Genomic DNA, 23149 nt, shown 5'->3' with positions numbered 1-23149 from the left:
TAGGCTAAACAAAATTTGCTGGCAGTGCTTCAATATTACCGACCAGATTATCTTTTAGATATGGTATTTGTAGCCAATGCGCTTTGGGATAATTATGAGCAAAATACGTTTGCAAGAAATCAATGGTACTATTTGCGATCTCAGTATCCGTTTGCTCAGCATCATCATGAATATGATTATAAATTACACTATGTACTATTAATCCGCGCGATTTTATAGCTTCTAAACTCAGCAAAGTATGATTGATGCTGCCCAATCGACCAGAGGTGACCAAAATAACTGGACAGCCTTGCTCAGCAATATAGTCTAATGTGAGTAGATTCTCTGTAATCGGCACAAGCAAACCACCTGCACCTTCTAGTAGTACCAGCTCATACTCAGATTGCAGTCGCTTGGTAGCGTTAGTAATCATATCAGGATCAAGTGTTTCCCCTGATAATTTAGTAGCCAGATGAGGAGACGCTGGCTTCTTATAACGATGAGTACAAGTCGTAAAATCGAGATCACATGGCTGTAAAGAAATGTCCATAAGTTGACGATGAGTAATGATATCATCAGCGATATTCATCTCACCATTATCTAAATTGATCGATACACCCGTCTGTACTAGCTTTTGAGTAATGACACTCACACCTTGTTGCATAAGCGCTTTGGCAAGCAGTCCAGTAGCATAGGTTTTACCAATATCGGTATCGATACCAGAAACAAATAAAACACTCATGGTTGACCTCGGTTTTCTAAATACGTACGCACTACTTTTAGCAGTGATTGGCATAAGGTAGTCAGCTCATCATCAGTAATCACGTAGGGTGGCATGATATATACCAGCTTACCAAATGGTCTGACCCAGATACCATTATCAATCAATAAAGACTGAAATGTAGGCATATCGACTGCTTCATGCAACTCAATGACGGCGACTGCACCCAAACAACGTACCTCGACAACACCGTCTAATAACGCAGCAGGCGCTAACTGCTGTTCCATAATAGTCTGCATGTTTGCGGTACGCGCTTCAATATCATAAGACATAATCAAATCAATCGATGCACACGCAACTGCACAAGCCAGTGGATTGCCCATAAAGGTTGGGCCATGCATAAGGGCTGGATAGTCACTATTATGAATGGTATCGGCAATTTTGCGGGTACATAACGTTGCGGCAAAAGTCATATAGCCACCCGTTAGCGCCTTGCCAATAGTCATGATATCAGGTCTGATGCCAGCATGTTCACACGCAAACAATTTACCACTACGGCCAAACCCAGTAGCGATTTCATCTGCAATCAATAGTACATCATGCTCATCGCACAGTTGACGCAGCAATTGCAGATATTCAGGACTATAAAAACGCATCCCGCCTGCACCCTGAATAATTGGCTCAATGATAAAACCCGCCAGCTGCTCACCATACTCTACAAAAAACTGAGCCAGCGTCTCACGTTCATCTACTGTCAATGCGCGATCAAAGCCAATGGGCGGCGCAGGGACGAAATGCTGCATCGGTAACTGCTTGCCATATAGGCTGTGCATACCATTAACAGGGTCACAGACACTCATCGCATGCCACGTGTCTCCGTAATACCCTGAATGGGTTGATGCAAATTGTTGCTTGGTTGGACGCTTGGCAGCTACTTGATATTGCAACCCCATTTTTAGCGCCACTTCTACCGCAATACTGCCACTGTCCGCATAAAAAATTGCATCAAGTCCAGTAGGGACAATGTCGAGCAGTTTTTTGCCCAGATCTATCGCTGGCTGATGAGTCAATCCACCAAACATGACATGCGCCATTTTACCCAATTGCTTAGTCAATGCTTCATTCAGTTTTGGATGGTTATAACCATGAACGCTCGCCCACCAGGATGACATACCATCGATCAGGCGCCTGCCATCTTCGGTGATGATATAAATACCTTCAGCGCGATCGATTACGATATTATAATAAGTGGGTGGCAGGCTGGCATAAGGGTGCCAAAGATGTTGCTGATCGAAGTCACTGGCTACTTGCATAGATTTGGTTGTCATTGTTTTTGTGGTCATTATATTGTCCCTAAAACGTTGTAAACCCAAACGTCATCAATCGCTTATCAAGATTTTATTGACCAGTAATACGCTTGTATTTGGCTAATAAATCATTTTCTGTCTCGACATGATTGGGATCATGAGGGATACAATCGACGGGACAAATCACCACGCATTGCGGCTCGTCAAAATGCCCGACACATTCTGTGCATAGATCTGGATCAATGACATAAATATCGTCGCCTTCTGAGATGGCCTCATTTGGACAGGCAGGCTCACACACATCACAGTTAATGCACTCATCAGTGATTAATAGCGCCATAAACTGCTCCTTATATTTTTGCTCGTATTAGGGCTTGTCCCTAATTCAAACGTTTATCACTAAATGGGCTAAAAATGGCTAAATCTTTGAAAAACGGCGTCAAATAACTGGTCAATATCTCGATCTTGCCTACGATTCATCTAATTTTTATCACTATTTTTAAAATAGGGACATGCCCTATTCCTATATGGCTGCTCCTTACTATTTTAGCAAGTGCTAGCAGCATATCTTTGATGCAACATCTTTTATTTAATATTTAACTTTTTGTCAAATGCTTGCAAAACACAGGGTGGAACGAATTTATTGACGTCACCACCAAGCTTGGCAATTTCGCGAATCATGGTAGATGAGATAAATGAGTAATTTTGAGATGGGGTCAAGAACACTGCCTCAAAGTTTTCATCAAGCTCACGATTCATATTGGCTAGCTGAAACTCATACTCAAAATCTGACATCGCACGCAAGCCACGCAAAACTGCCGTGGCGTTTTTTTCACGCATAAAGTCAACAAGCAGCCCTTCAAAACCAATGACAGATACTTGCGGTAAGTCAGCAAATACGGTTTCGACCAAAGCAACGCGCTCTTCAAAATTAAACAAGGGTTTTTTATGGTGGCCTGAGGCAACCGCGATAACGACCTCATCAAATAGCTTGACGGCACGTGTGACCAAATCTACATGACCGTTGGTAATAGGATCAAAGGTACCAGGGTATAGAATTTTGGTATGTAGCTTTGAGGAATTGGGAGAAATAGAGTGGCTCATAGCATGACTGATATAATCGGTGATATTAGGCCATATGCTAGCAAATTTTGCTCAAACTTAATACTTATCTGCTACATTTGTCCTAACAGCTGATTTACCTTTTCATCAGAGGCTTTGATACAATAGGCAGTTCGACTCATCCATCTCATAATCGAAATAAAAAACAAGACTAGTTATTGGATTAGGATGAGGAATTAGTGGGACTGATTAAATAAGGAGCCTGTGTCTTAGGTCATCCTTATGGAGAAATTATGTCAAAAAAATCAAAAAAGCCAGATAATCAGATTTGCGCCAATAAAAAGGCGCGTCATGAGTATTTTATCGAAGAAACCTTTGAGGCAGGACTAGCATTACAAGGTTGGGAAGTAAAAGCCATTCGTGCAGGAAAAATGACGATTACTGAAGCGTACGTCATATTCCGCAATAACGAAGCTTTCTTGTTTGGGGCGCACATTCAGCCATTGCTATCGAGCTCAACGCACGTTAGTCCAGACAGTATTCGTACCCGCAAGCTGCTGCTAAACCGTCGTGAGATCGAAAAGTTATCTGGGGCAATCAACCAGAAAGGCTACGCCTGCGTACCGCTATCTTGCTACTGGAAAAACTCACTGGTGAAGTGCCAAATTGGCCTAGCCTTGGGTAAAAAGCAGCATGACAAACGTAAAACGCTAAAAGATCGTGACTGGGAACGTGATAAGCAGCGTGGTTTCAAACAGCATTTAGATTAAGCGTTATTTAATCTATATCAAAAAGGACGGTTCAATATTTACTGAGCCGTCCTTTTTGTTGTCTATCACATTTTATAAAAATCATTTTAAACGTTAGTTGGCAAAAATAGGCTTTGTAAAGTAGTAGTTTTATAATATTCAACCAGCGACCTTTTATGCCACTTGCTCTTCTAGAGACAATGCTGTCTTTCTACTAGCCTGACGTAATTGCTTAACACCATGAGCAATCAAACACGCAATACCTAACCAAATCAGACCATAGCTATAGATCATCGCTGACTCAAATGGGTTGCCTAGTACGGTCACTGCCAAGATAAATAGCAACGCTGGCTCCAAATAGCTCATCATGCCATAGACATTGACGGGTAGCATTTGACTGGCATCAATATTGGTCTTCATCGCCAAGACACTGAGCACACCTAAACCTACTAGCATCATGATGAAGAAACCAGAGCCGCTAACCAATGTCAAACTGCTTGGGGCAAAGAAGAACAAGTAAGCCAGCGCAAAGAGCGCAAATATCGTTAAATCAACCAATAATCCAGTTACTGCGCCAATTCCCTGCAGTCGGCGTAAAATGTAGTAAACAGGATACGTACCGCATACCCATAGCGTCGCCCAAGAGACACTTTGCGTACGGATAATTTCGCTACCCACGCCCAATGCAGCAAAGGCCACTGCCAACCATTGCAAACGGCTTAGTTTTTCGCCAAAGAGGACACAACCAAACACTACCATCATTAACGGGAATAAGAAGTATCCCATCGCGGTTTGCACACCTTGCCCATTCACTGGCGCCCACATAAATAACCAAAACTGGCTAAGGAATATTGGCGTAGGTAATAGCAGCCAAGCCCACTGCTTAGCGCCTTTGAGCACTTTTAATTTATCGATGTGCAATCCCAGACGCCCACTGACCATTAAGTATCCGACCAAAGCTGCCCACATCGCGAGCATGCGCCAGATAAAGACTTGCGTACCTGACAATGGCGCTAAAAAGCTGCTGTAAGCATAAAGTACGCCAAACAACAAATTCGACAATACTGCTAAGGCCACGCCCATGATTAACGTACGTTGCTGTGTGCTGCCTGCTGTCCAGATAGTAGCCAGTGGCAAGCGCGAAACAGTCGTTGCGAGTGTATTAGCGAATACGTTAGATAGCATTAAGATAGACATAAAGACACCGTACATGTAAATAGATTTTAGAAAACCCGCTATTAGCCTGTATTTATTATGGCTAAGCTTTGATTACTAGGCTTTGTTTGCCAAGCTTTGATTAGTGGTGTCTATTTTACTGAACGATATTGATAAATTATCTCCAAATAAAGCTATTTATAAATAAATTTATCTTTTATGACTCTTAAAACCAAATATTTTCTTAAATTTTGACTTATAGTGATAATAATTATAAAAATCTTTAACAAAAATACTTTTTAGAAGAGAGCATACAATGAGCCAAATTTTAGATGATATCGATAAAGCGATTTTAAATTTGCTACAAGATGATGCGACCTTGCCATTAAAAACGGTGGCAGAACAAGTGCATGTGTCTATCGCTACTGCCCAACGCCGCATCCAAGCATTAATAAGCAATGGCGTCATTACCAAGCAAGTCGCTATCGTGGATCCAAATAAGGTTGGCTACGGCCTGACTGCCGTGGTAATGATAGAGATGGCGCGCTCAAATACCTCGATGCAACATCGATTTGAGCGCTTGATGAATGCGCAGCCACAAGTGATGAGCTGCTATGAAGTGTCCGGTGATGCGGATTTTATGTTGATGGTCAATGCCAGAAATATGAGCGATTATCATCGATTCACGACTGGTCTGCTCACCTATGAGAACAATGTACGCAACTTTAAAAGCCAATTTGTGATGAATTTTACTAAAAGTGGGACAAAGATTTTGCTTGATTAGCAATCTCAACAAGCATTGGTTTATTGAGTTAATTAAAAGTAGATAAGTTACTACTAAAAAAGGTACGATATCAACGAAAGTCTGGCAGTAAACAATAATTGCCACCTCAATAGTCCATTGACAGTAGACAAGGAAGTCGTAGTATGACTAAAAGTACCCGTGCCCTTAAAAAAGAAGAAAGTGATAATCCAGCACTAAAAGCATTAAGTTTTAAAACAGTGATAACAGGGGCGTCGCTCGCGGCATTGCTCGCCAGCTCAGGCTGTGCCACCAGTTCATTGTTAGAAGACAATAACCGTGTCAGCACAACCACGACTAAGAGTGTGTTGTCTGAAGACCAAATCGTGGCTTTTGGTCGTCCTGCGCAAGCATTGCCAAAAACGCCAAATGCGACCATGGTGATCGTCGGTGAAAAGAACAGCTACGTGCTGACCCAAGGCGGCACAGAAATGGTCAATTTGCTCACCAATCTGACGCCAAAGAACATCCAAGTCGATAATGACATGAGCTTTCATGTACCCGATAACGATGGGTACTTCCAAGGTGAGATGAAACTGTCTTATGCTAAATTAAAAGATGAGTTTGGGCGCTCAGACTACCAGTTCTTTTTGCAAAATAACGGTAAAGAGTGCACCTCAGCGAGTGATCAACGTATCAATGCTCAGCGCTTTTGTTTTAGCGTGCCTGTCAAAGGTGCTATCTATCCGCAAGTTAGTAACTTAGGGTTAATTCAGTCAAACTATCGCGCATTGACCAAACCTTATACGGTAAGCTTCTATACACAGACTCAGCAAGATATCGTCACTCGTAGCGGTCCAAATGGCGCACAGAAGTTAGTACTGCTACCCTTTGCCCTCGCCTTTGACGTGGTTACTTTCCCGCTTCAGTTATTAGATTAGATCGTTAAACTACTAGACCGCTCATCGTATAGTATCAAGTTTCAAAGTGCGTTATGAAAGCTACATCATGACAGCTACGTTATAAAAGCCCTTTTATATAAGGCACGTTATCGAAAGGTATTCCGTACCCACCCGTAACGTGCCCACTCAACATTTTAGAATAACTTTTCGACCAATGTTTTCGGGTAATTTTGTTTCGCCTTCTCTGCCGCTCGAAACATCATCTCATCTGCTTCGACAGGGCCTGCAACATCGCATAAGCATACATAAGCCAGCTGCATCAAATTATTCAACAGGTGCTCATTATCAGGTACAGACGGGCGATTGTCCTCCAAAAACTGACTAATGTTAAGACTATGCCCTTTGAAGGTGCGCTCTTGCGAAACAGTTTGGTGCATAGTTAGAAATAGGTTACGACTTTCTGTTTCTGATAGCTGACTGCGCAGCGCTTCTATGACAGTATAAAATGCCAAAACCAACTCAGAGACAGGGACTGGCGCTTTGACTGTTTCATTGTGGCTATTGTGACTATTATAACCATTGTGATTATTAGCCTCGACTGTCTGCTGACTGTCCGCTTGCAACGTAGCCCAAAAGCCTTTCCTAATATCAGACTTATAAGCTTGCAGCTCAGGATAGCGCCTTGTCGCATCCAAGACGCACTGTTGCATCATTTTCACAGAGACCGTTGAATATCGCTGCCACTGTGATTTAAGCAGTCGCACCTCTTCAGGATGTAGATAATCGGCAAGCACTTCTGCCATCGCAGTCACAGCTTGGTCTACGGATTGAGTATCAATATTCATCAGCTCTCTCCTATAAATGCCGCTCAGTTAAACTCTTGGAATCAAACATTTGCTTCTGGAACTCAGGGTAACCAAGCTCTGCATGCTCGGTATAATCAAGGCCACGCTGCTCATGTAAGCGGCTTGCTTTTAACCCAAAGCTTAGATCGATAAGCTTATACATCACTAGCCCCAATCCCAATCCCCAGCCTAACGCCACGCCGACGCCTATCGCTTGGACGCCAAGCCGCGATAAGTTAAACAAATCTCCTGTATAGAATAATCCTGCGGCGAGCGTACCCCATGCCCCGCCAAAGCCATGTACTGCTACTGCCGATACTACATCGTCTATCTTGAATTTTAATAGCGCTTGCGACGATAGGATATAAACCACAGAAGCGACCGCACCGATAATAATGGCAAATACAGGCGTCGTGGTCGCGCAACCTGCGGTAATCGATACGAGACCAATCAAGCTGGCATTAACACTATCGCTCAGCAAAATGGCTTTGTTGAGCGATCGGGAGATCAGCATATAACTCACCACCGCACTGACTGCTGCGACAAAAGTATTGACTGCGATTAGACCAATATTGCCCGTGATAGATAATGTCGATCCAGCATTGAAGCCGAACCAGCCGAACCATAAGATAAATCCGCCTAGCGCTAGCAACGTCATGTTGTGCCCTGCAATGAGTCTTGGCGTGCCATCAGGGGCAAAGCGGCCTAATCTCGGGCCGATAACCAAAATACCTGCCAATGCCAACCAGCCCCCGATAGAATGCACGACGGTAGACCCAGCAAAATCAATAAAGCCAAGCTCAGCTAGCCAGCCTGTCCCGCCGAAGTAACCACCCCATACCCAACTGGCAAATACAGGGTAAATGAACAAACAAATCAAACATGCCGCCACTGCATAGCCGATAAAGGAAACTCGCTCTGCCATTGCACCACTAGCAATCGTCACCGCTGTCGCTGCAAACATCATCTGAAAAAACATCAATGCCCAGTCCATATTGGACAACGCGACTGGCATAAAGTGATCCGTGCCGACAAATCCGGAGTGATTGGTACCCATCATCAGTCCAAAACCCACCAAGTAGAACGCCAGACCACCGATACACATGTCGGTGTAGTTTTTCATCATCACGTTTACCGCATTTTTCGCTCGTACCGATCCGCTCTCAAGTAGCGCAAAACCTGCCTGCATAAAGAACACCAATACCCCGCCCCAGATAATCCAAGCGATATTTTGATATGCGAGCAGCTGCGCCACGGTCAATGTATCAGTCTCAGCAGCTTGCGCGCTACCCATTGCTGTAAACAATACTGTACTTAGTACCAGCCTATTACTTAGTGATGATTTTAATAGTTTTGGTAATGTCTTTATCGTGTCCAGTCCAACAGATGATGTTCTCATTTTATCTCCAAACACTTATCTATCCGTTCAAATTTTATCGGTGCACTATTTTTACTCATTAATACACACAAATAAGCCCTAAAAAGGGTGGAGCAAAACCTGTGCCAAAACCTATCATTAGAAATTGAAGGAAGTCATAAATATAAGAAAACAAATGACCAGTATCAGATAAATCAGTATTTTGATAGTTATGCTTGCGACGATGTAAGCATAAATTGAACTAGGATAGAGAGTGATTGTTAGAAATAAGTTTTATTGAGCTGATAATGCGACTGTTCTGCTTAAGCTGTTTTTACCATTATATCGTTCCATCAATCACTTACTTTGTATCAGCAGTTTATCTCATGCTATCAATAACTTATCATTAATCTTCCGTCATAGAATAGGTCGCATAGTGAAGGCGATTCATGTTAAAATGAGCGCTTTTAAATTCGCCTTTATTATCAGTGAGTGATAAGGGACGTATTTTTAGTGCCAATTTTCTAATTAACAGGTCCGCCCATGTCTGCCGATACCATCGCCCGCACTGCCTTTAAACAAGGCACCAAGCCACTTTATGATTATGACAAACACTGGGCGAGCTGCTACGAGCCGGCGCCTTATCTGCCGATGAGCCGCAAAGAGATGGACGAACTGGGCTGGGATGCTTGTGACGTCATCATCATCTCAGGTGATGCCTATGTCGATCACCCAAGCTTTGGTATGGCGATTATCGGTCGCTTGCTTGAGTCGCAAGGCTTCCGTGTTGGCATCATTGCTCAGCCAGATTGGAAGAGCAAAGACGCCTTTATGGAACTGGGCAAACCTGTCTACGCTTATGGCGTGACCGCAGGTAACATGGATAGCATGATTAACCGCTATACCGCTGACCGCAAGATTCGTAGCGATGACGCTTATTCACCAGGCAACGTGGCAAACAAACGCCCTGACCGTGCCGCTATCGTTTATAGCCAGCGCTGCCGTGAAGCCTATCCTGATGTGCCTATTATCTTGGGCGGTATTGAGGGCAGTCTACGCCGTATCGCTCATTATGATTATTGGTCAGACAAAGTCCGCCGTAGTATCTTGCTGGATGCGCGTGCTGATGTCTTACTATATGGTAATGCTGAGCGTGCGATCGTCGATGTGGTACATGGTCTGTCTAAAGGCTATAGCTTTGAGCAGATGAGTAAATTGCGCGGTACGGCTTATTTATTGACTCCGACTCGTCGTCATTGGCAATCGGACATGACAGAAGTCGCCAGTAATGATGTTGATACCGTTGGCCGTGTCGATCCAATCATCAACCCTTATGTGATGACAGAAGATGTAGACCAATGCTCAATCGAGCAAGAAAAGCCATCTGACTCCCCTGTTGGGCAAGCCATGCCGTCGTCCATTTCATCAATGTCGTCACAGTATCAGGGTTTTGTCGCTGAGCCAGTTGCCAATAAAGTCATCAACGCCAATCAAGTAGACACCGACACGCAAGTAGTGCAAATGCGCGGCTTTGATAAGCCAAAGACCGCACGTAAGCATAAGCTAAAAATGCCACCACGTGAAAAAACCGTTATTCGTCTGCCTGATTACGAGCATGTCAAATCTGACCCTGTGCTTTATGCTCATGCGAGTCGTATCCTGCATCTAGAGACCAATCCGGGTAACGCTCGTGCGCTCGTACAGCGTCATAGCAGCGGTGCTGGTAACTCGCATACCTCTATGGATGTTTGGCTCAATCCACCACCAGTGCCACTCTCAACTGAAGAGATGGATTATGTGTTTGACTTGCCATATGCACGCCTGCCCCATCCAAGCTATGGCGACGCGCGTATCCCTGCTTATGACATGATTAAATTTTCGGTCAATATCATGCGCGGCTGTTTTGGTGGTTGTACCTTCTGCTCGATCACTGAGCACGAAGGCCGCATTATCCAGAGCCGTTCAGAAGATTCAATCTTGCGTGAAGTAGAAGCAATTCGAGATACCGCACCGAACTTTACTGGTGTGATATCTGACCTTGGTGGCCCAACGGCAAACATGTATCGCCTCAGCTGTAAAGACGAGACCATTGAAAAGAACTGCCGTAAGCCATCTTGTGTCTATCCTGATGTCTGTGAAAACTTGATTACAGATCACAGTAATTTGACTAAGCTATATCGCAAAGCGCGTGATATCAAAGGCGTGAAAAAAATCCTGATTGCTTCAGGCTTGCGTTATGACTTGGCAGTAAAAGATCCTGAATATGTGAAAGAATTGGTCAGTCATCACGTCGGTGGTTACCTCAAGATTGCGCCTGAGCACTCTGAAGAAGGCGTGCTATCGAAGATGATGAAGCCGGGCATGGGCAGCTATGATCAGTTCAAAGCCATGTTTGAGCAATTCAGCCAAGAAGCTGGCAAAGAGCAATATCTGATTCCTTACTTCATCGCCGCTCATCCAGGTACCAAAGATGAAGATATGATGAACCTTGCGCTTTGGCTCAAAAGTAATGGCTACCGCGCTGACCAAGTACAGGCGTTTTATCCAAGCCCAATGGCGACCGCGACTACCATGTATCATACGCACAAAGATCCGCTACATAAGGTCAGCCGTGATGAAGGTGACATGGATATCGTCAAGTCTGGCAAGCAGCGCAAACTGCATAAAGCGTTCTTGCGCTATCATGATCCAAAAAACTGGGTACTACTACGTAAAGCCCTACAAGACATGGGTCGTAGTGACTTGATTGGTAAAAACCGTGGTTGCTTGATTCCACCATTTAACGCCAGTTTAGAAGGGCGTGATGCCGCGCAAGATACTTACCAATCAGCGCGCAAAAAGAATAGCCGTGTTGGCAATGATTCAGTGAAGCGTAGTAATGGCTCGTCAAACAGCAGTGCGTCAGCTAAAGGCTCAGCAGGCAAAGGCATGGCGGGTAAGAAGAAAGTTAGCAAAGGCAATTTCCAAACGCAGCATACTGGTCTGCCACCGCGTAAAACCAAGTAGTATTCATAGCAAGTAATGTTCATAGTATAAAAGTACACGCTCAATCTAACGCGTGTTAAGTAAAACAAAAGCGTCTATCAGCCACTCGGTGATAGACGCTTTTTTATGCACCAATTTTATAGACGCGCACTTCATAGCTAATCCTGCTTACTTTTCACCCTGTCTCAGATTACAAGTTACATTAGACAGCGGTTGGGTAACGAAGCTAACAGGTAACGAACAATTTCTAACACTGAAATGGTTCGTTTTCGCTACTATAACCCTCATATGCTAAACGCATCATTAAGAACAAGTAAATGACATTAGTAAAAAGCTTTGGAGAGCACTATGAAAATGATAACTAAAATTGCGACCACCCTACCAGTCCTTGCCTTATTGAGCGCTTGTGCGACTACCGCACCCACTACCCCAGATGCAACTGATACGCCAGTTCCAGAAAAAGTAACCGCTGCCTATGATCGTATGGCACCAGCACCATACACCTGTACCGATGACAGCAAAATCATGGCAAAGCAGTCTATCAATAAAGAACAAGTGATGCTCAACGTCACCTTGCCAAAAGTAAAATGGGCCGAGCAGCCAATCATCCTAAACGGTAAAGTGAAAGGCGAAGTTGCAAGCTATGTAAACGACTCAAACCCAGAAGTCGTCTATGCATGGCACATGAAAGGTGACAAAGGTATCTTTGCGATGAAGTGGGCTGACGGTAAAGAATACCAAGTAAATTGCCAAATCTAATCAGTTAGAGATACGCTCATATCGTAATAGACAAATAGTCGTAATAGACAAAAAGCAGTCATTATATGATGGCTGCTTTTTTATGCGTGTTCGTTTGATGTTTTTATAGAAATGGCTATAAAAAACAGTTCCAAATAGACGGTTGTATAGTCAGTTCAATATAATTTCGATAAAAGGAAACCGAGTGCAAGTTATACATTAGTATGCTTAGCGAGGATGACGATGTAGCGGATTTATATAGACTTGACTATATAGTTGATTCAATTTAAAAGTAGTACAAGGCAGCCGAGTGCAGTTGTAACTGTGATACTTTAAGCGAGGTTAACGTTGTCATTCTTTTATAGAGGATTAGACTATATCAAAACTTACCATCTGATGTATTTCGCTAGAGAAGCATAAAGAAAGCTGTCAAAATAGCAGGTAGAGCAAATCAATCATGACCAACAATCAAAAGGGTAACTCGATGGCGAAGCGTCTGATAAGTATGATGGTAATTGCAACGGCAAGCATGTGGGCGCTGACAGGCTGCGATAACGCTACCGATTCTGTCGATGCCACTGAGCAAACTGCGGAGACAGCAGCAGATCCATCCGCACCAGCAGCCGACACCATCGACTGGTCACTGGTAGATAGCGGTGCAAAGCCTGCTGACCCTACCAATTATAAGTATCCGTTTGCCATCGATAGTCAAAACGTCCGAGACTATGCAGATTACTTTAAAGTGGACGCTGCGACTGCTCAGCATAATCTAACAGTGAGCATGGCAAGCAACGAAGCACTATCGAAAGCATTAGATCAGCTGAGCGAAACCTATGTCTCACACGAGTTAACCGATGGCAATGAGATGACGCTTATCATTCATACCACGCCCGATGTCGCTGCCAGCCGCTATGATTATGTGCTGTCTGATGACTTTGCCAAAGGACTGGTACTACCTATCGTGATTCAGCCAGATGGTAAGAAAGGTGATGTGAAGGCACATGGTCAGATGGTGGAGTAGAGTTTAATAGCGTGTGTTCTGATTTATACAACACACGCTATCAAAGAAATTAAGTTTGACGGTAAGGGTTATTTGAGAGTTCGATTTTAACTTCGGTGTCACAAAGTAACTTTGCTAAGTAGGGCTGAAATTGACCAGCAGCAGGAGCGATATATATTTTATCTAAGTTATCTTTTACATTTATTTCATAATTAACATATAGAAACTTCCCAAAACTCATTTGAACTTTTGGGTCTTTAAGCGATGTTATGTATATCATTCGACATTCCTGCTCTTCCTGAAAGGCTGAATGCTTTATAATATAATTTAAAGGCAGCAATATCTCTTCGACTAGCTCTAAATTTTCTATATAATATTCCCTAAAGTTTTGCTTTGTATTTTTATAACATTTTCTTAAGGATTCTAATAACTTCGAAATTTTATCATTTTTATCATCAATTATCTTTTTATAGTCCACCCACTTTTGTTCAGGACTATCTTTTTCTTCAAATTCACGATAAAAAGTAATTCGACTGCGATGAGCTATCTGAACAAACCCAGATTTCGGGTCTATATAAATACATCTTATAGCTTTAAATCTACTATAGTCAGTTCAATATAATTTCGATACAAGGAAACCGAGTGCAAGTTATACATTAGTATGCTTAGCGAGGATGACGATGTAGCGGATTTATATAGACTTGACTATAGTTTCACTATCTATATCCTTGGTACTGAAACTCTCTCCTTTATTATTAATTTGAGAAGATAATATCTCCTCGTAACTTAAATCTTCCTCAGTTTGAAAAAATCTTTTGGAAAAGACTAAGCTAAGACCTGAAGCTTCCTTATCATCTGTTTTTCCGTATAATCTAAATTGATTGAGGCTATCGTGATTAAAAGTAAAACAGCCAATAAAGGCATGCAAATTATCATCTAATTTTAAATTGTAAGGAGATTCTTGGTCGTAATTACTTAAATATCTGCGCAGAACCTGTCCTTCACTTGGGTCATTAACGTTACTAATCGTATTTAACCGAAAGCTGCTTGGTGAAGTTTCTTCAAGGCTATCATTCATTAACTTATTACAAGTATCCGTACTTGTATAATGTGCTAACTTTCGTTCTAATGACTTTAAATTATTTACTTTAGTGTCAAACTCGATTTTCAACAAAGTTATGATGTCTCTTGTATAGCAAAATAGCTCAGTCAACTTGACTCCAAAGCTTAAAGTATCCTCGTTCATCAATAATCTACAAATACTTATGAAACATAAAGACTCATAAGGAATTCCTTTCTTTGATAGTTGAAAATACTTTTCTGCTTCTTCATATTTCTCTAATTCAAAGTGCAATTTTCCTAATAAGTAATCTGCTTTGATACGTATATCATCTTCTGTTCTCTCACTAAGGGTACTTAATACAATAATTGCTTCTTTATATTCATTAAATTTGTACGCTTTTATATTAGCTATATTTAAAACTGCTAAATTATAAAAATTTAAGAAATCATCTTTATTTACTTTATTAAGATACTCTAATGCCTTTATATAATTATCTTTTTTTGTTTCATATACTTTAGCTATATGGTATTGAGCAGCCGCAAATCCTTCTTTAGTATCTTCTATTTTTATGTTATTCCATAGTTTCAAAGCATCTTCAAAATTATTATAAATATAATTAAGTATAATTCCTTTTTGATAAGAAGCCGCCGAAAAATATAGTTTACTATATTCTTGATTTATCTCTTCAAAATTCTCTATTGCCCGCTGATATAAGTTTTTCTTTTTATACTCTAAGCCAATATTAAACTTTGCTTTAGCATATAATTCTGCGCTATCAGCTAACTTTATACTATTCCAATAATTAATAGCCTCTTGATTATATTTATTTTTTAATAATAACCCCCCAATTACAGTCTGTGCTTTAGCATAAACTTCACCGCTAGGATTTTCGCGTGTAACTTGCAATAGTCCTTCTATTTCTTCTATATCAGTGTTACTTAATTTTAGTTTTTTAAAATCATCCATATTCATACCCTACTCCCCAACCATTCCCAAAAACTCTTCCTCACCCACTATCTTTACGCCCAATTTTTCCGCTTTGGTCAGTTTAGAACCAGCCTTATCCCCTGCCAGTAGCGCAGTGGTTTTTGCAGAGATGCTGCCCGAGACTTTTGCACCCAACGCTTGTAGTTTGGCTTTGGCTTCATCACGCGCCATGCTATCGAGCGCACCCGTGATGACCCACGTTTGCCCATCGAGTGGGAGCCCTTCTGAGGCGACTTGCTCGACCTTATCCCAATGTACGCCAGCTTCAAGCAATGAATTAATCACTTCGATATTGTGCGGCGCACGGAAGAACTTATAGGTCAGCTCGGCAGTGATTTCTCCGACATCTGGGGTTTTTATCAGGGTCTCGATACTCGCCGCCATCAGACTATCTAAATCACCAAACTGCTGGGCAAAGTTCTGCGCCGTACCTTCACCGACACCGCGGATGCCGAGTGCATAGATGAAGCGAGCCAATGTCGTATGCTTGCTGGCTTCGATAGCGTTAATGATATTTTGTACCGATTTTTCACCCAGTTTCTCAAAGGTGACCATCTCATCCGCATGATTGTGCAACTGATAGATATCAGCAACGGTTTTGACCAGACCATGCTCAAAGAAGCTAATCAGCCAACTTGCACCAAGTCCATCGATATCCATGGCACGACGTGAGACAAAATGAATAAGTGCTTCTTGCTGCTGCGCTGGGCAAAACAGCCCACCCGTACAGCGCGCCAATGCTTCATCTTCAGGCAGCACGACAGGAGAGTCACAGACAGGACAAGTCGAAGGTAGCGTGACCGGCTCGCTATCGGCTGGGCGCTGATCGTGCCAGACACGAGTGACTTTTGGGATGACATCACCTGCACGGTGAACGCTGACCGTGTCGCCTGCGCGCACATCTAAACGTTGAATCTCGCCAAAGTTATGCAAGGTGACATTGCTGACAGTGACGCCGCCAACTTTGACAGGTTCAAGCTTGCCGACTGGTGTGATTTGACCCGTACGGCCAACTTGCCATTCGATATCGTTGAGACGTGTCATTACCGTTTCGGCAGGGAATTTATAAGCGGTTGCCCAGCGTGGCTCACGTGATAGGTAGCCTAACTGCTGCTGTAACGCAAGGTTGTTTACCTTAATCACCATACCGTCAATCTCAAATGGCAGATCGCTACGCCCTTCTATCACTGACTCATAATAGGTCTGGGCGGCGCGTGGATTTGCTACCACTTCTACGGCGCTGACCGTAAATCCAAGCTCGGTAAGCCATGCCAACGCCCCTGACTGAGTGTCGATATTCTCAGGCAAACCCTGATTGACCGAATAGCCATAGAAAGCCAATGGACGACTGGCTGCTATCGCTGGATCTAACTGACGTAAGCTACCAGCAGCGGCATTACGCGGGTTAGCAAAGGTTTTGCCCTCATTCTCTTCTGCCAATCGATTAAGACGCTCAAAGCCTGCCTTAGGCATCAATACTTCACCGCGCACTTCTAGCAACTCAATATCAGCAGCATCAGCTATCCATAGGGGCAAGTTACGAATGGTCTTAGCATTCTGGGTAATATCTTCACCGGTCTGCCCATCACCGCGCGTGACCGCTTGGACAAATTTACCATGCTCATACTTCAGTGAGACCGCCAGTCCATCGAGCTTTAGCTCCATCTCGTATTCAGGGTTTTGCTGCGAGTCGCTGAGGCGATCATTGACACGGCGCATAAAATCGCGCAAATCATCATATTCAAAGACATTGCCTAATGACAGCATCGGAATATCATGCGTGACTTGAGTGAAGGCCGATAGTGGCATATCGCCGACTTGATTGATTGGACTGTCTGGCTGCACCAAATCTGGATATTCTTCTTCAATCTCAAGCAACGAGCGACGCAATTGGTCGTACTCGCTGTCTTCTAAAATTGGATTGTCGAGCACATAATAGGCATAGTTATGCGTCTTAATCGCTTCAATAAGCGCACGCATTTTTGAGACAATCTCTGCACTATTATTGGTACTACTGTCAGTCGAACTAGGCACATTAGATTTGGCAGGTGCTTGGTTTTCTACTTGAGCAGATAGGTTTTTAGAGTTATTTGATGAGGTAGAGTCAGTCATAGTCGGCGTCTTTTTTGCAATTCGAGATGTCGATATGATAACAAGTTTGTAGGAAGCTCGGTATAGTCAATCCTATATAAATCAAATACCATGTCAGGCTTGCTCAGTCTACTATGGTTAGCACTTTGCGGAAACTATAGCCCAATAAAAAAGGCAAATAACGTTAATCGCTATTTGCCCTTTTTATGATTTCTGCTATTAAGCAGCTTTTAACTTTTGTAGCTTAGCCTTCGCGCTGCTAACCCTCATAATCACGAACTTGGTTACGTAGTTGCTGTTTGTATTCAGGCGTGATTGGTTCGTTCTCTTCATCAAGCATAATCGCGTCCAGATCGCTCGCCATCATATAAGCAATGCTCATCATACTATCAAAGCTGCGCACAGCTTGTGGATGCGGCAATGACAAGAACACGACGACACCGTTATAGGTATTGGTCGCGACACTATGCGGATCAAATGGCGCGATACCACTATCAGTGATGCCCATCATGCTAAACCACAACATACCCGTGCCGTCTTTTTGCTCATAACGATGGAACATATTCATCGCGCCATAGCGTAGACCGTATTTATCAATCAACGCTAGCAGGTCACGACCACGGATAATCGCCGCTGGACGATCGCGATATTGGTGCGGCAAGATGGTGATATTGATATTGTCTTTGGCATTAATCAATGGACCGTTTTGCGCATCATCACCTGACTCTGATAGATGCTGATCCAATATCGGGCTGTTGTCATCGAAGCTTGGCTCTTCTGCCGTATCGATGGTTGGCATCAGGCTATCAGTCGCTGACATTAGGCTAGAGAATGCATCAGGCTCTTGCTCGATATGCATCTGATCTGCGACTTCTACAAACTCAGCACTATCGGCACGGCGCTGCTCTTCTTGCCAGCGCGCGTAGTCTGCTTCATCGATGACGTCATCGTCGTCAGTTGCTACATGGTCACGCTCAGCCGTTAGTTGCGCATCAACATTGGTATGCGCTTGCGTCAATGGCTCTTCTTCAACCACAGCATCTAAGTAACTACGGTCAGGACCGATGCTCGTCTCGCCTGCGACTGTATCATCAAGATCTGGCTGATCGACGATATTGCGCTCGTGACGCGGTATGATGGGAATACCATTTTTATCATAATTGACCGCAGCAGCTTCGGTAGCACCGCGGCGCTTAAAGCTACGAATGACCATAAACAGCCCTGCGAGCACGATAAACGCGGCAATGGCAATCAATATAAACTGAATAACGGTCATGATAAATACATCCTAGTATATATAACAAAAGGGAATACACAAACGAGCATAAATGGCAATATTCTAGCATGGCTGACCTATATCGTCACCACATTGTGTACTTTATAACCAGTATGCTGGACTGAGGTCAAGCTTATTTGCATTTATGCCAATTGATTGATTATATTTGCATCGCGCTGATTCTCATAGCACTTTTAATGTCGACTATTTCACGCTTAGCTCTCTACGTAACGCGCAGCTTCATCAAGCGACACACTGACTAGTGTAGAAATGCCTGCACTTGGCATGGTAATACCTTTTAGCTCATCAGCAATTTGCATCGTCAATTTATTATGGCTGATAAAAATAAATTGCAAATCATCTGCTAACTCATGAATGAGACTGGTAAAGCGCGCGACGTTGGCATCATCAAGCGGTGCATCGACCTCATCAAGCACACAGAACGGTGCAGGATGCTGCTTAAATATCGCAAAAATCAAACTCAGCGCGGTAAGGGTTTTTTCACCGCCCGATAATACCGCTAAGCGACTGTTGCGTTTGCCCTTCGGCTGCGCCATTAAGGTAAGCCCTGCCCGCCATTGTTCAGTCTTTGGCGTATTGGCTGGCATCTCGTCAGTGTTCAACGTCAGGCTAGCTTGTCCACCGCCAAAGACTTTGGCAAACAAATTGGCAAGCTCGTTATTGACCGCATCAAGCGTCTGCATAAATAGCGTTTTGGTGGTCTCATCAATAGAAGCAATCGCCTCGGTCAACGTCTGCATACTGGCAGCAATATCGGCTGTTTGCTGCGCAAGTGGCTCTAAACGCTCATTAACTTCCGCAAGCTCTGCCACTGCGGCAAGATTGACTGCGCCTATTTTGCTTAGTTGCTTTTCAAGCTTATTACGCTCAGATTCTAATTCTGCGATTTTATCTGGGCGTACACGGCGATCATGGGCAATAAAATCTGCTAATAATTTTGAGACGCTCATGCTTTGTTGCGGTTGCTCTGCTTGCGCTTTATATTTATGACTTACACAATAGTAGGCATCTAAAGCGCTCTGCGTGTGCGCGCTAGCATCTTCCAAGCGCGCCGCACTCAGTGCCAATTCAGTAGCATGACGGGCAAGCTCGCTTTGCTGCGTTTGCAGAGTATTTTGCAGCGTATCTAGCTCGACCTGCTGCTGACTATACTCTTGTTTAAGCACGTTCAATGCGGTTTCGCGCGTCGTCAATAATGTCTGCTGCTCATCGCGTGCTGTCTGTGCAATTTGTAACGCTTCTTGCAAGGCTGGCAGTTTACTTTGCTGCTGCTCATGACGCGCTTTTAGACTTTGTTCGCTTTGTAGCGATTTATCATGTTGCGCAGTTGCCCGCGCAAGACTACTCACGCTATGCTCTAAACGCATCTCGCTTTGTTGAATACGAAGCTGCAATGCTTGCCAAGCGTCATCATCAGCTTGACGCGCGCGGTTTAGCTCGCTGCGCTCAGCTTGCAGTTGCTGAGTTGTCGCTCGTGCTTCTACTATTTGCGGCGTTAGCGTAGCGATCTCGCCTTCAATGTGCTGCTGTTCTTGCTCAAGGGTTTGTTGCTCTTGCGCCAGTTCTTGCTTTTCTTGCTCAAGCGTTGCTTTATCAGCGTTCAGGCGTTGGCTATCTGCTTGTAAACGCTCGGCATTGGCTCGCTCGGTCGTCAGTTGCTGCTGGTATTGATGCTTATCACGGGTTAACTGCTCAACTTGCGCGCGCGTTTCTTCTAAGCTAACTAACAACGCATCATAATCGCGCTGATTTTTTGCAATAGATTTTCGCTGATCTTGTATTTTGGTTTCAAACTCATCAAGCAAGTCTTCTAATGCTTGTAGACGCGTACGCTGTTGCAGGCGCTGCGTGAGGAATTGGCTATTGCTATCGTTTTGCTCATCCTGTGCACCAGCGAATTTGCTTAAATTAATCGTTCCATGACGACTGATCAGCCAACCATCTACGGTAAGCAAAACAGCGGACGATGGTAATGACTTTAGAACATCGGTAAGTGTATCAATTTCATGCTGCTGACTGGTCTCAAATTGCGCCGTATATATATAGCACTGCTGCCATAGCGAGAGTAGCGGCTGAGTAATCAACTGCGATACCGGCAATACTCTATCAGTTAAACTATCTGACAATTCGCTGACAAATTTATGGTCACTAATATCATTTTGCGCAGTAGGTAACCATAAGCTATGACTTGTTTCTACTAGAGTTTTATCTTTTGCACTGGCAGGCGTATTTTGTGCTGTTTGATAAGTCAGTAAATCTGCAACGTCATGCTCAAGCGCCTGCCACAAGCTATCGGCTCTTTGAGAAATGCCAGTAGCATTATTAACGCTTGATTGCTTGATTTGATTAGCTTGTTGATTCGCTTGTTGGTTAGTAACCAGCACATGGCTATCTAGCCACAATGCTAGGATATTATCCAGTAGCGGTGCATACTCCTGCCCCTTCGCACTTAGCTCAATTTGCTCACGTAGCGTTGCAATAGCTATCGGCTGATGATGTGTGCCATCGCTATCTACATTATCTGTCGCGGTAACTTTCGACTTTGCTGATTGCTGTTGTGTCGATTTCGGATGCAGTATTTGATGCAGTGTATCGTATTCGCCTGCCAGCAGCGCATGACGCTTTTCATTATCGCTCAGCTTGCTCTGCTGTGCGTTTAGTCTCTGCTGCAAGCTGTGCGCTTGCGGTTGTATCTCAGACAAGCGTTCATCGACGGCTTCGCGTTGACGCTCAACCTGCTGCAACTGCGTGTTTAGCTCAGTGACTTGCTGTCCTAGCATTTGACTGAGATTTTGTACATTATTCGTCTTACTCACATCAGCACTGTCAGATGCAGATGGCGCTATAGACTGCTGTAATTGCTGCCACAGGTTTTGCCAGTTTTGCTCGCGGCGTTGCCATTTATCATCGCTTTGCTGATGGCGTTTCTGTGCTTGAGCGTTAATAGCTTGCTGCTGCTCAAGCGAACGGTTTTTATCTTGTAAGCGTGACAGATTGTTTTGCGCGTCATGCCACGCGCGTTGTAGTGGCTGCTCATTGCGCTTATAGTTATCGCGCTTATCTGTCAGCTCAGTCAGCTGCGGACGTAGCGTTTCTAGCGCTTGATTCTGCTCAGCTTGTTCAGCGTTGAGCCGTTCGATATCAGCGAGTGATTGCGCACGCTGCTGAGCCAAGCCAAACAGTTGCTGCTCAATAGTAGCTAGCTGTGACTTAGCATCACTTAGCTTATGTTCCGCTTGTTGATAGCCGAGCTGCTGTTGATAATGAGCGCTTTGGGCATCGTCTTTGAGCCATTGCTCTTGATTGATACGCGCAGTAAGCTTGTCTTGCTGAGCTTTGAGCGTATCGTAGTCAGCTTGTAGTGTCGACACCTCATTAGCACTGCGTTCATGCGCTATTTTTTGCTGTTGATGTGTTTGCTTAGCTTGATAGAGCTGCTGAATAGCAAGCTGCTGCTCGATATCAGCTAGTGTTAAAGCCAACTCTTCGTAACGCTGCGCGCTCGCTGCCTGTTTAGACAGTGTTTTCTGCTGGCGTAGTAATTCGCTTTGCATATCGTGCAGGCGAGCTAGATTATCCTTTGTTTTCTCTAACTTCTTTTGCGTTTCTTCACGGCGAACCTGATAGCGTGAGACACCTGCCGCCTCTTCGATAAACTCACGCAGCTGCACGGGGCTAGACTCAACGATGCGCCCAATCATGCCTTGCTCAATCACCGCATAGCTACGTGCACCCAGCCCTGTACCTAAAAACACATCGACCACATCACGGCGACGGCAACGCGTACCATTGATAAAATAATCTGAGCGGCCATCTTTATTTACCTGACGGCGAACCGATAGCTCTTGGTATAAGTTAAACTCGTGGCGAATGCCAGTCTGCTCATCTTGGGTATGCTCAAAAGTCAGCTCAACACTGGCGACACTTTTTGCTGTCTTATCCTGCGTACCAGCAAAGATAACATCACTCATCGCCCCGCCGCGTAACTGCTTGGCTGAGGTTTCGCCCAGCACCCAGCGGATAGCATCAATCACATTGGATTTGCCACAGCCGTTCGGCCCGACGATGGCGGTGATACCATGACGAAAAGTAAAAGTGGTTGGATTGGCAAAGGATTTGAAGCCTGCCAGCTTTAGAGATTTTAAACGCATGAAGAGTCAATAAACTTA

Annotated in this window: 18 protein-coding genes; 6 read left to right on the top strand and 12 right to left on the bottom strand. The window is 43.9% G+C overall.

Annotation, left to right across the window (positions count from 1 at the left end):
* Positions 1 to 4: 4 nt before the first annotated feature.
* The 4 genes from bioD to coaD all read right to left on the bottom strand — a co-directional run bounded on the left by bioD (position 5) and on the right by coaD (position 3111).
* Positions 5 to 721: a dethiobiotin synthase gene (gene bioD, locus CXF69_RS11275; RefSeq protein WP_102078893.1), complete on the bottom strand. Its 717-nt coding sequence runs from the start codon at positions 719 to 721 to the stop codon at positions 5 to 7.
* Positions 718 to 2043 carry an adenosylmethionine--8-amino-7-oxononanoate transaminase gene (gene bioA / locus CXF69_RS11270; protein WP_416375005.1) on the bottom strand — a complete coding sequence of 442 codons (1326 nt, stop codon included), beginning with the start codon at positions 2041 to 2043 and terminating at the stop codon, positions 718 to 720. The genes bioD and bioA overlap by 4 nt, the downstream gene beginning before the upstream one ends.
* A 55-nt stretch (positions 2044 to 2098) precedes the next feature.
* The gene (locus CXF69_RS11265) at positions 2099 to 2347 is read right to left on the bottom strand and encodes a YfhL family 4Fe-4S dicluster ferredoxin (protein WP_058024492.1); all 249 of its coding nucleotides are present in this window, start codon (positions 2345 to 2347) and stop codon (positions 2099 to 2101) included.
* A 245-nt stretch (positions 2348 to 2592) separates the two neighbouring features.
* Complete coding sequence (coaD, locus tag CXF69_RS11260; protein ID WP_102078894.1) at positions 2593 to 3111, bottom strand: pantetheine-phosphate adenylyltransferase; 519 nt, start codon at positions 3109 to 3111, stop codon at positions 2593 to 2595.
* Positions 3112 to 3362: 251 nt separating this feature from the next.
* Here coaD and smpB point away from each other — a divergent pair, with 251 nt between their 5' ends.
* Positions 3363 to 3839: an SsrA-binding protein SmpB gene (smpB, locus tag CXF69_RS11255; protein WP_057758370.1), complete on the top strand. Its 477-nt coding sequence runs from the start codon at positions 3363 to 3365 to the stop codon at positions 3837 to 3839.
* A gap of 153 nt (positions 3840 to 3992) precedes the next feature.
* On the opposite strand, the gene CXF69_RS11250 is transcribed toward smpB, so the two are convergent.
* Positions 3993 to 5015 (bottom strand): EamA family transporter, encoded by a 1023-nt coding sequence (locus tag CXF69_RS11250; protein ID WP_228706781.1) that lies wholly within the window; start codon positions 5013 to 5015, stop codon positions 3993 to 3995.
* Positions 5016 to 5289: 274 nt separating this feature from the next.
* Here CXF69_RS11250 and CXF69_RS11245 point away from each other — a divergent pair, with 274 nt between their 5' ends.
* On the top strand, positions 5290 to 5757 hold the full coding sequence (locus CXF69_RS11245; RefSeq protein ID WP_025651631.1) for an Lrp/AsnC family transcriptional regulator: 468 nt from the start codon (positions 5290 to 5292) through the stop codon (positions 5755 to 5757).
* 143 nt (positions 5758 to 5900) lie between these two features.
* On the top strand, positions 5901 to 6656 hold the full coding sequence (locus CXF69_RS11240) for a YidX family protein (RefSeq protein ID WP_102078872.1): 756 nt from the start codon (positions 5901 to 5903) through the stop codon (positions 6654 to 6656).
* 155 nt (positions 6657 to 6811) lie between these two features.
* On the opposite strand, the gene CXF69_RS11235 is transcribed toward CXF69_RS11240, so the two are convergent.
* Both CXF69_RS11235 and CXF69_RS11230 read right to left on the bottom strand, forming a co-directional pair.
* Positions 6812 to 7462: a hypothetical protein gene (locus CXF69_RS11235; protein WP_102078873.1), complete on the bottom strand. Its 651-nt coding sequence runs from the start codon at positions 7460 to 7462 to the stop codon at positions 6812 to 6814.
* Between the two features lie 10 nt (positions 7463 to 7472).
* The gene (locus tag CXF69_RS11230) at positions 7473 to 8756 is read right to left on the bottom strand and encodes an ammonium transporter (protein ID WP_102078874.1); all 1284 of its coding nucleotides are present in this window, start codon (positions 8754 to 8756) and stop codon (positions 7473 to 7475) included.
* Between the two features lie 606 nt (positions 8757 to 9362).
* Here CXF69_RS11230 and CXF69_RS11225 point away from each other — a divergent pair.
* The 3 genes from CXF69_RS11225 (at position 9363) to CXF69_RS11215 (ending at position 13563) form a co-directional block, all read left to right on the top strand.
* Entirely contained in the window at positions 9363 to 11825 is a 2463-nt protein-coding gene (locus tag CXF69_RS11225; protein ID WP_102078875.1) for a YgiQ family radical SAM protein, read from the top strand.
* 327 nt (positions 11826 to 12152) lie between these two features.
* Positions 12153 to 12563: a hypothetical protein gene (locus tag CXF69_RS11220; protein ID WP_101204281.1), complete on the top strand. Its 411-nt coding sequence runs from the start codon at positions 12153 to 12155 to the stop codon at positions 12561 to 12563.
* A 436-nt stretch (positions 12564 to 12999) separates the two neighbouring features.
* On the top strand, positions 13000 to 13563 hold the full coding sequence (locus CXF69_RS11215; RefSeq protein WP_228706780.1) for a hypothetical protein: 564 nt from the start codon (positions 13000 to 13002) through the stop codon (positions 13561 to 13563).
* 49 nt (positions 13564 to 13612) lie between these two features.
* Here the strand turns inward: CXF69_RS11215 and CXF69_RS11210 are convergent, their stop codons facing one another.
* From CXF69_RS11210 to CXF69_RS11190, 5 genes are all read right to left on the bottom strand, one after another.
* Complete coding sequence (locus tag CXF69_RS11210; RefSeq protein WP_416375007.1) at positions 13613 to 14071, bottom strand: hypothetical protein; 459 nt, start codon at positions 14069 to 14071, stop codon at positions 13613 to 13615.
* Between the two features lie 162 nt (positions 14072 to 14233).
* Entirely contained in the window at positions 14234 to 15577 is a 1344-nt protein-coding gene (locus tag CXF69_RS11205; RefSeq protein ID WP_145990569.1) for a tetratricopeptide repeat protein, read from the bottom strand.
* A 3-nt stretch (positions 15578 to 15580) separates the two neighbouring features.
* Positions 15581 to 17572 carry an NAD-dependent DNA ligase LigA gene (ligA, locus tag CXF69_RS11200; protein WP_228706788.1) on the bottom strand — a complete coding sequence of 664 codons (1992 nt, stop codon included), beginning with the start codon at positions 17570 to 17572 and terminating at the stop codon, positions 15581 to 15583.
* A gap of 370 nt (positions 17573 to 17942) precedes the next feature.
* Positions 17943 to 18959, bottom strand: coding sequence for a cell division protein ZipA (locus CXF69_RS11195; RefSeq protein ID WP_102078290.1), 1017 nt, complete (start codon positions 18957 to 18959; stop codon positions 17943 to 17945).
* Positions 18960 to 19174: 215 nt separating this feature from the next.
* The gene (locus tag CXF69_RS11190) at positions 19175 to 23131 is read right to left on the bottom strand and encodes an AAA family ATPase (protein WP_102078291.1); all 3957 of its coding nucleotides are present in this window, start codon (positions 23129 to 23131) and stop codon (positions 19175 to 19177) included.
* Positions 23132 to 23149 lie beyond the last annotated feature (18 nt).

The sequence above is a fragment of the Psychrobacter sp. Choline-02u-9 genome, from assembly GCF_002836505.1.
In the GTDB taxonomy this organism is placed as follows: domain Bacteria; phylum Pseudomonadota; class Gammaproteobacteria; order Pseudomonadales; family Moraxellaceae; genus Psychrobacter.
The sequence above is the reverse complement of the archived record's forward strand: the minus strand, read 5'-3'. Positions and strand labels throughout refer to the sequence as shown.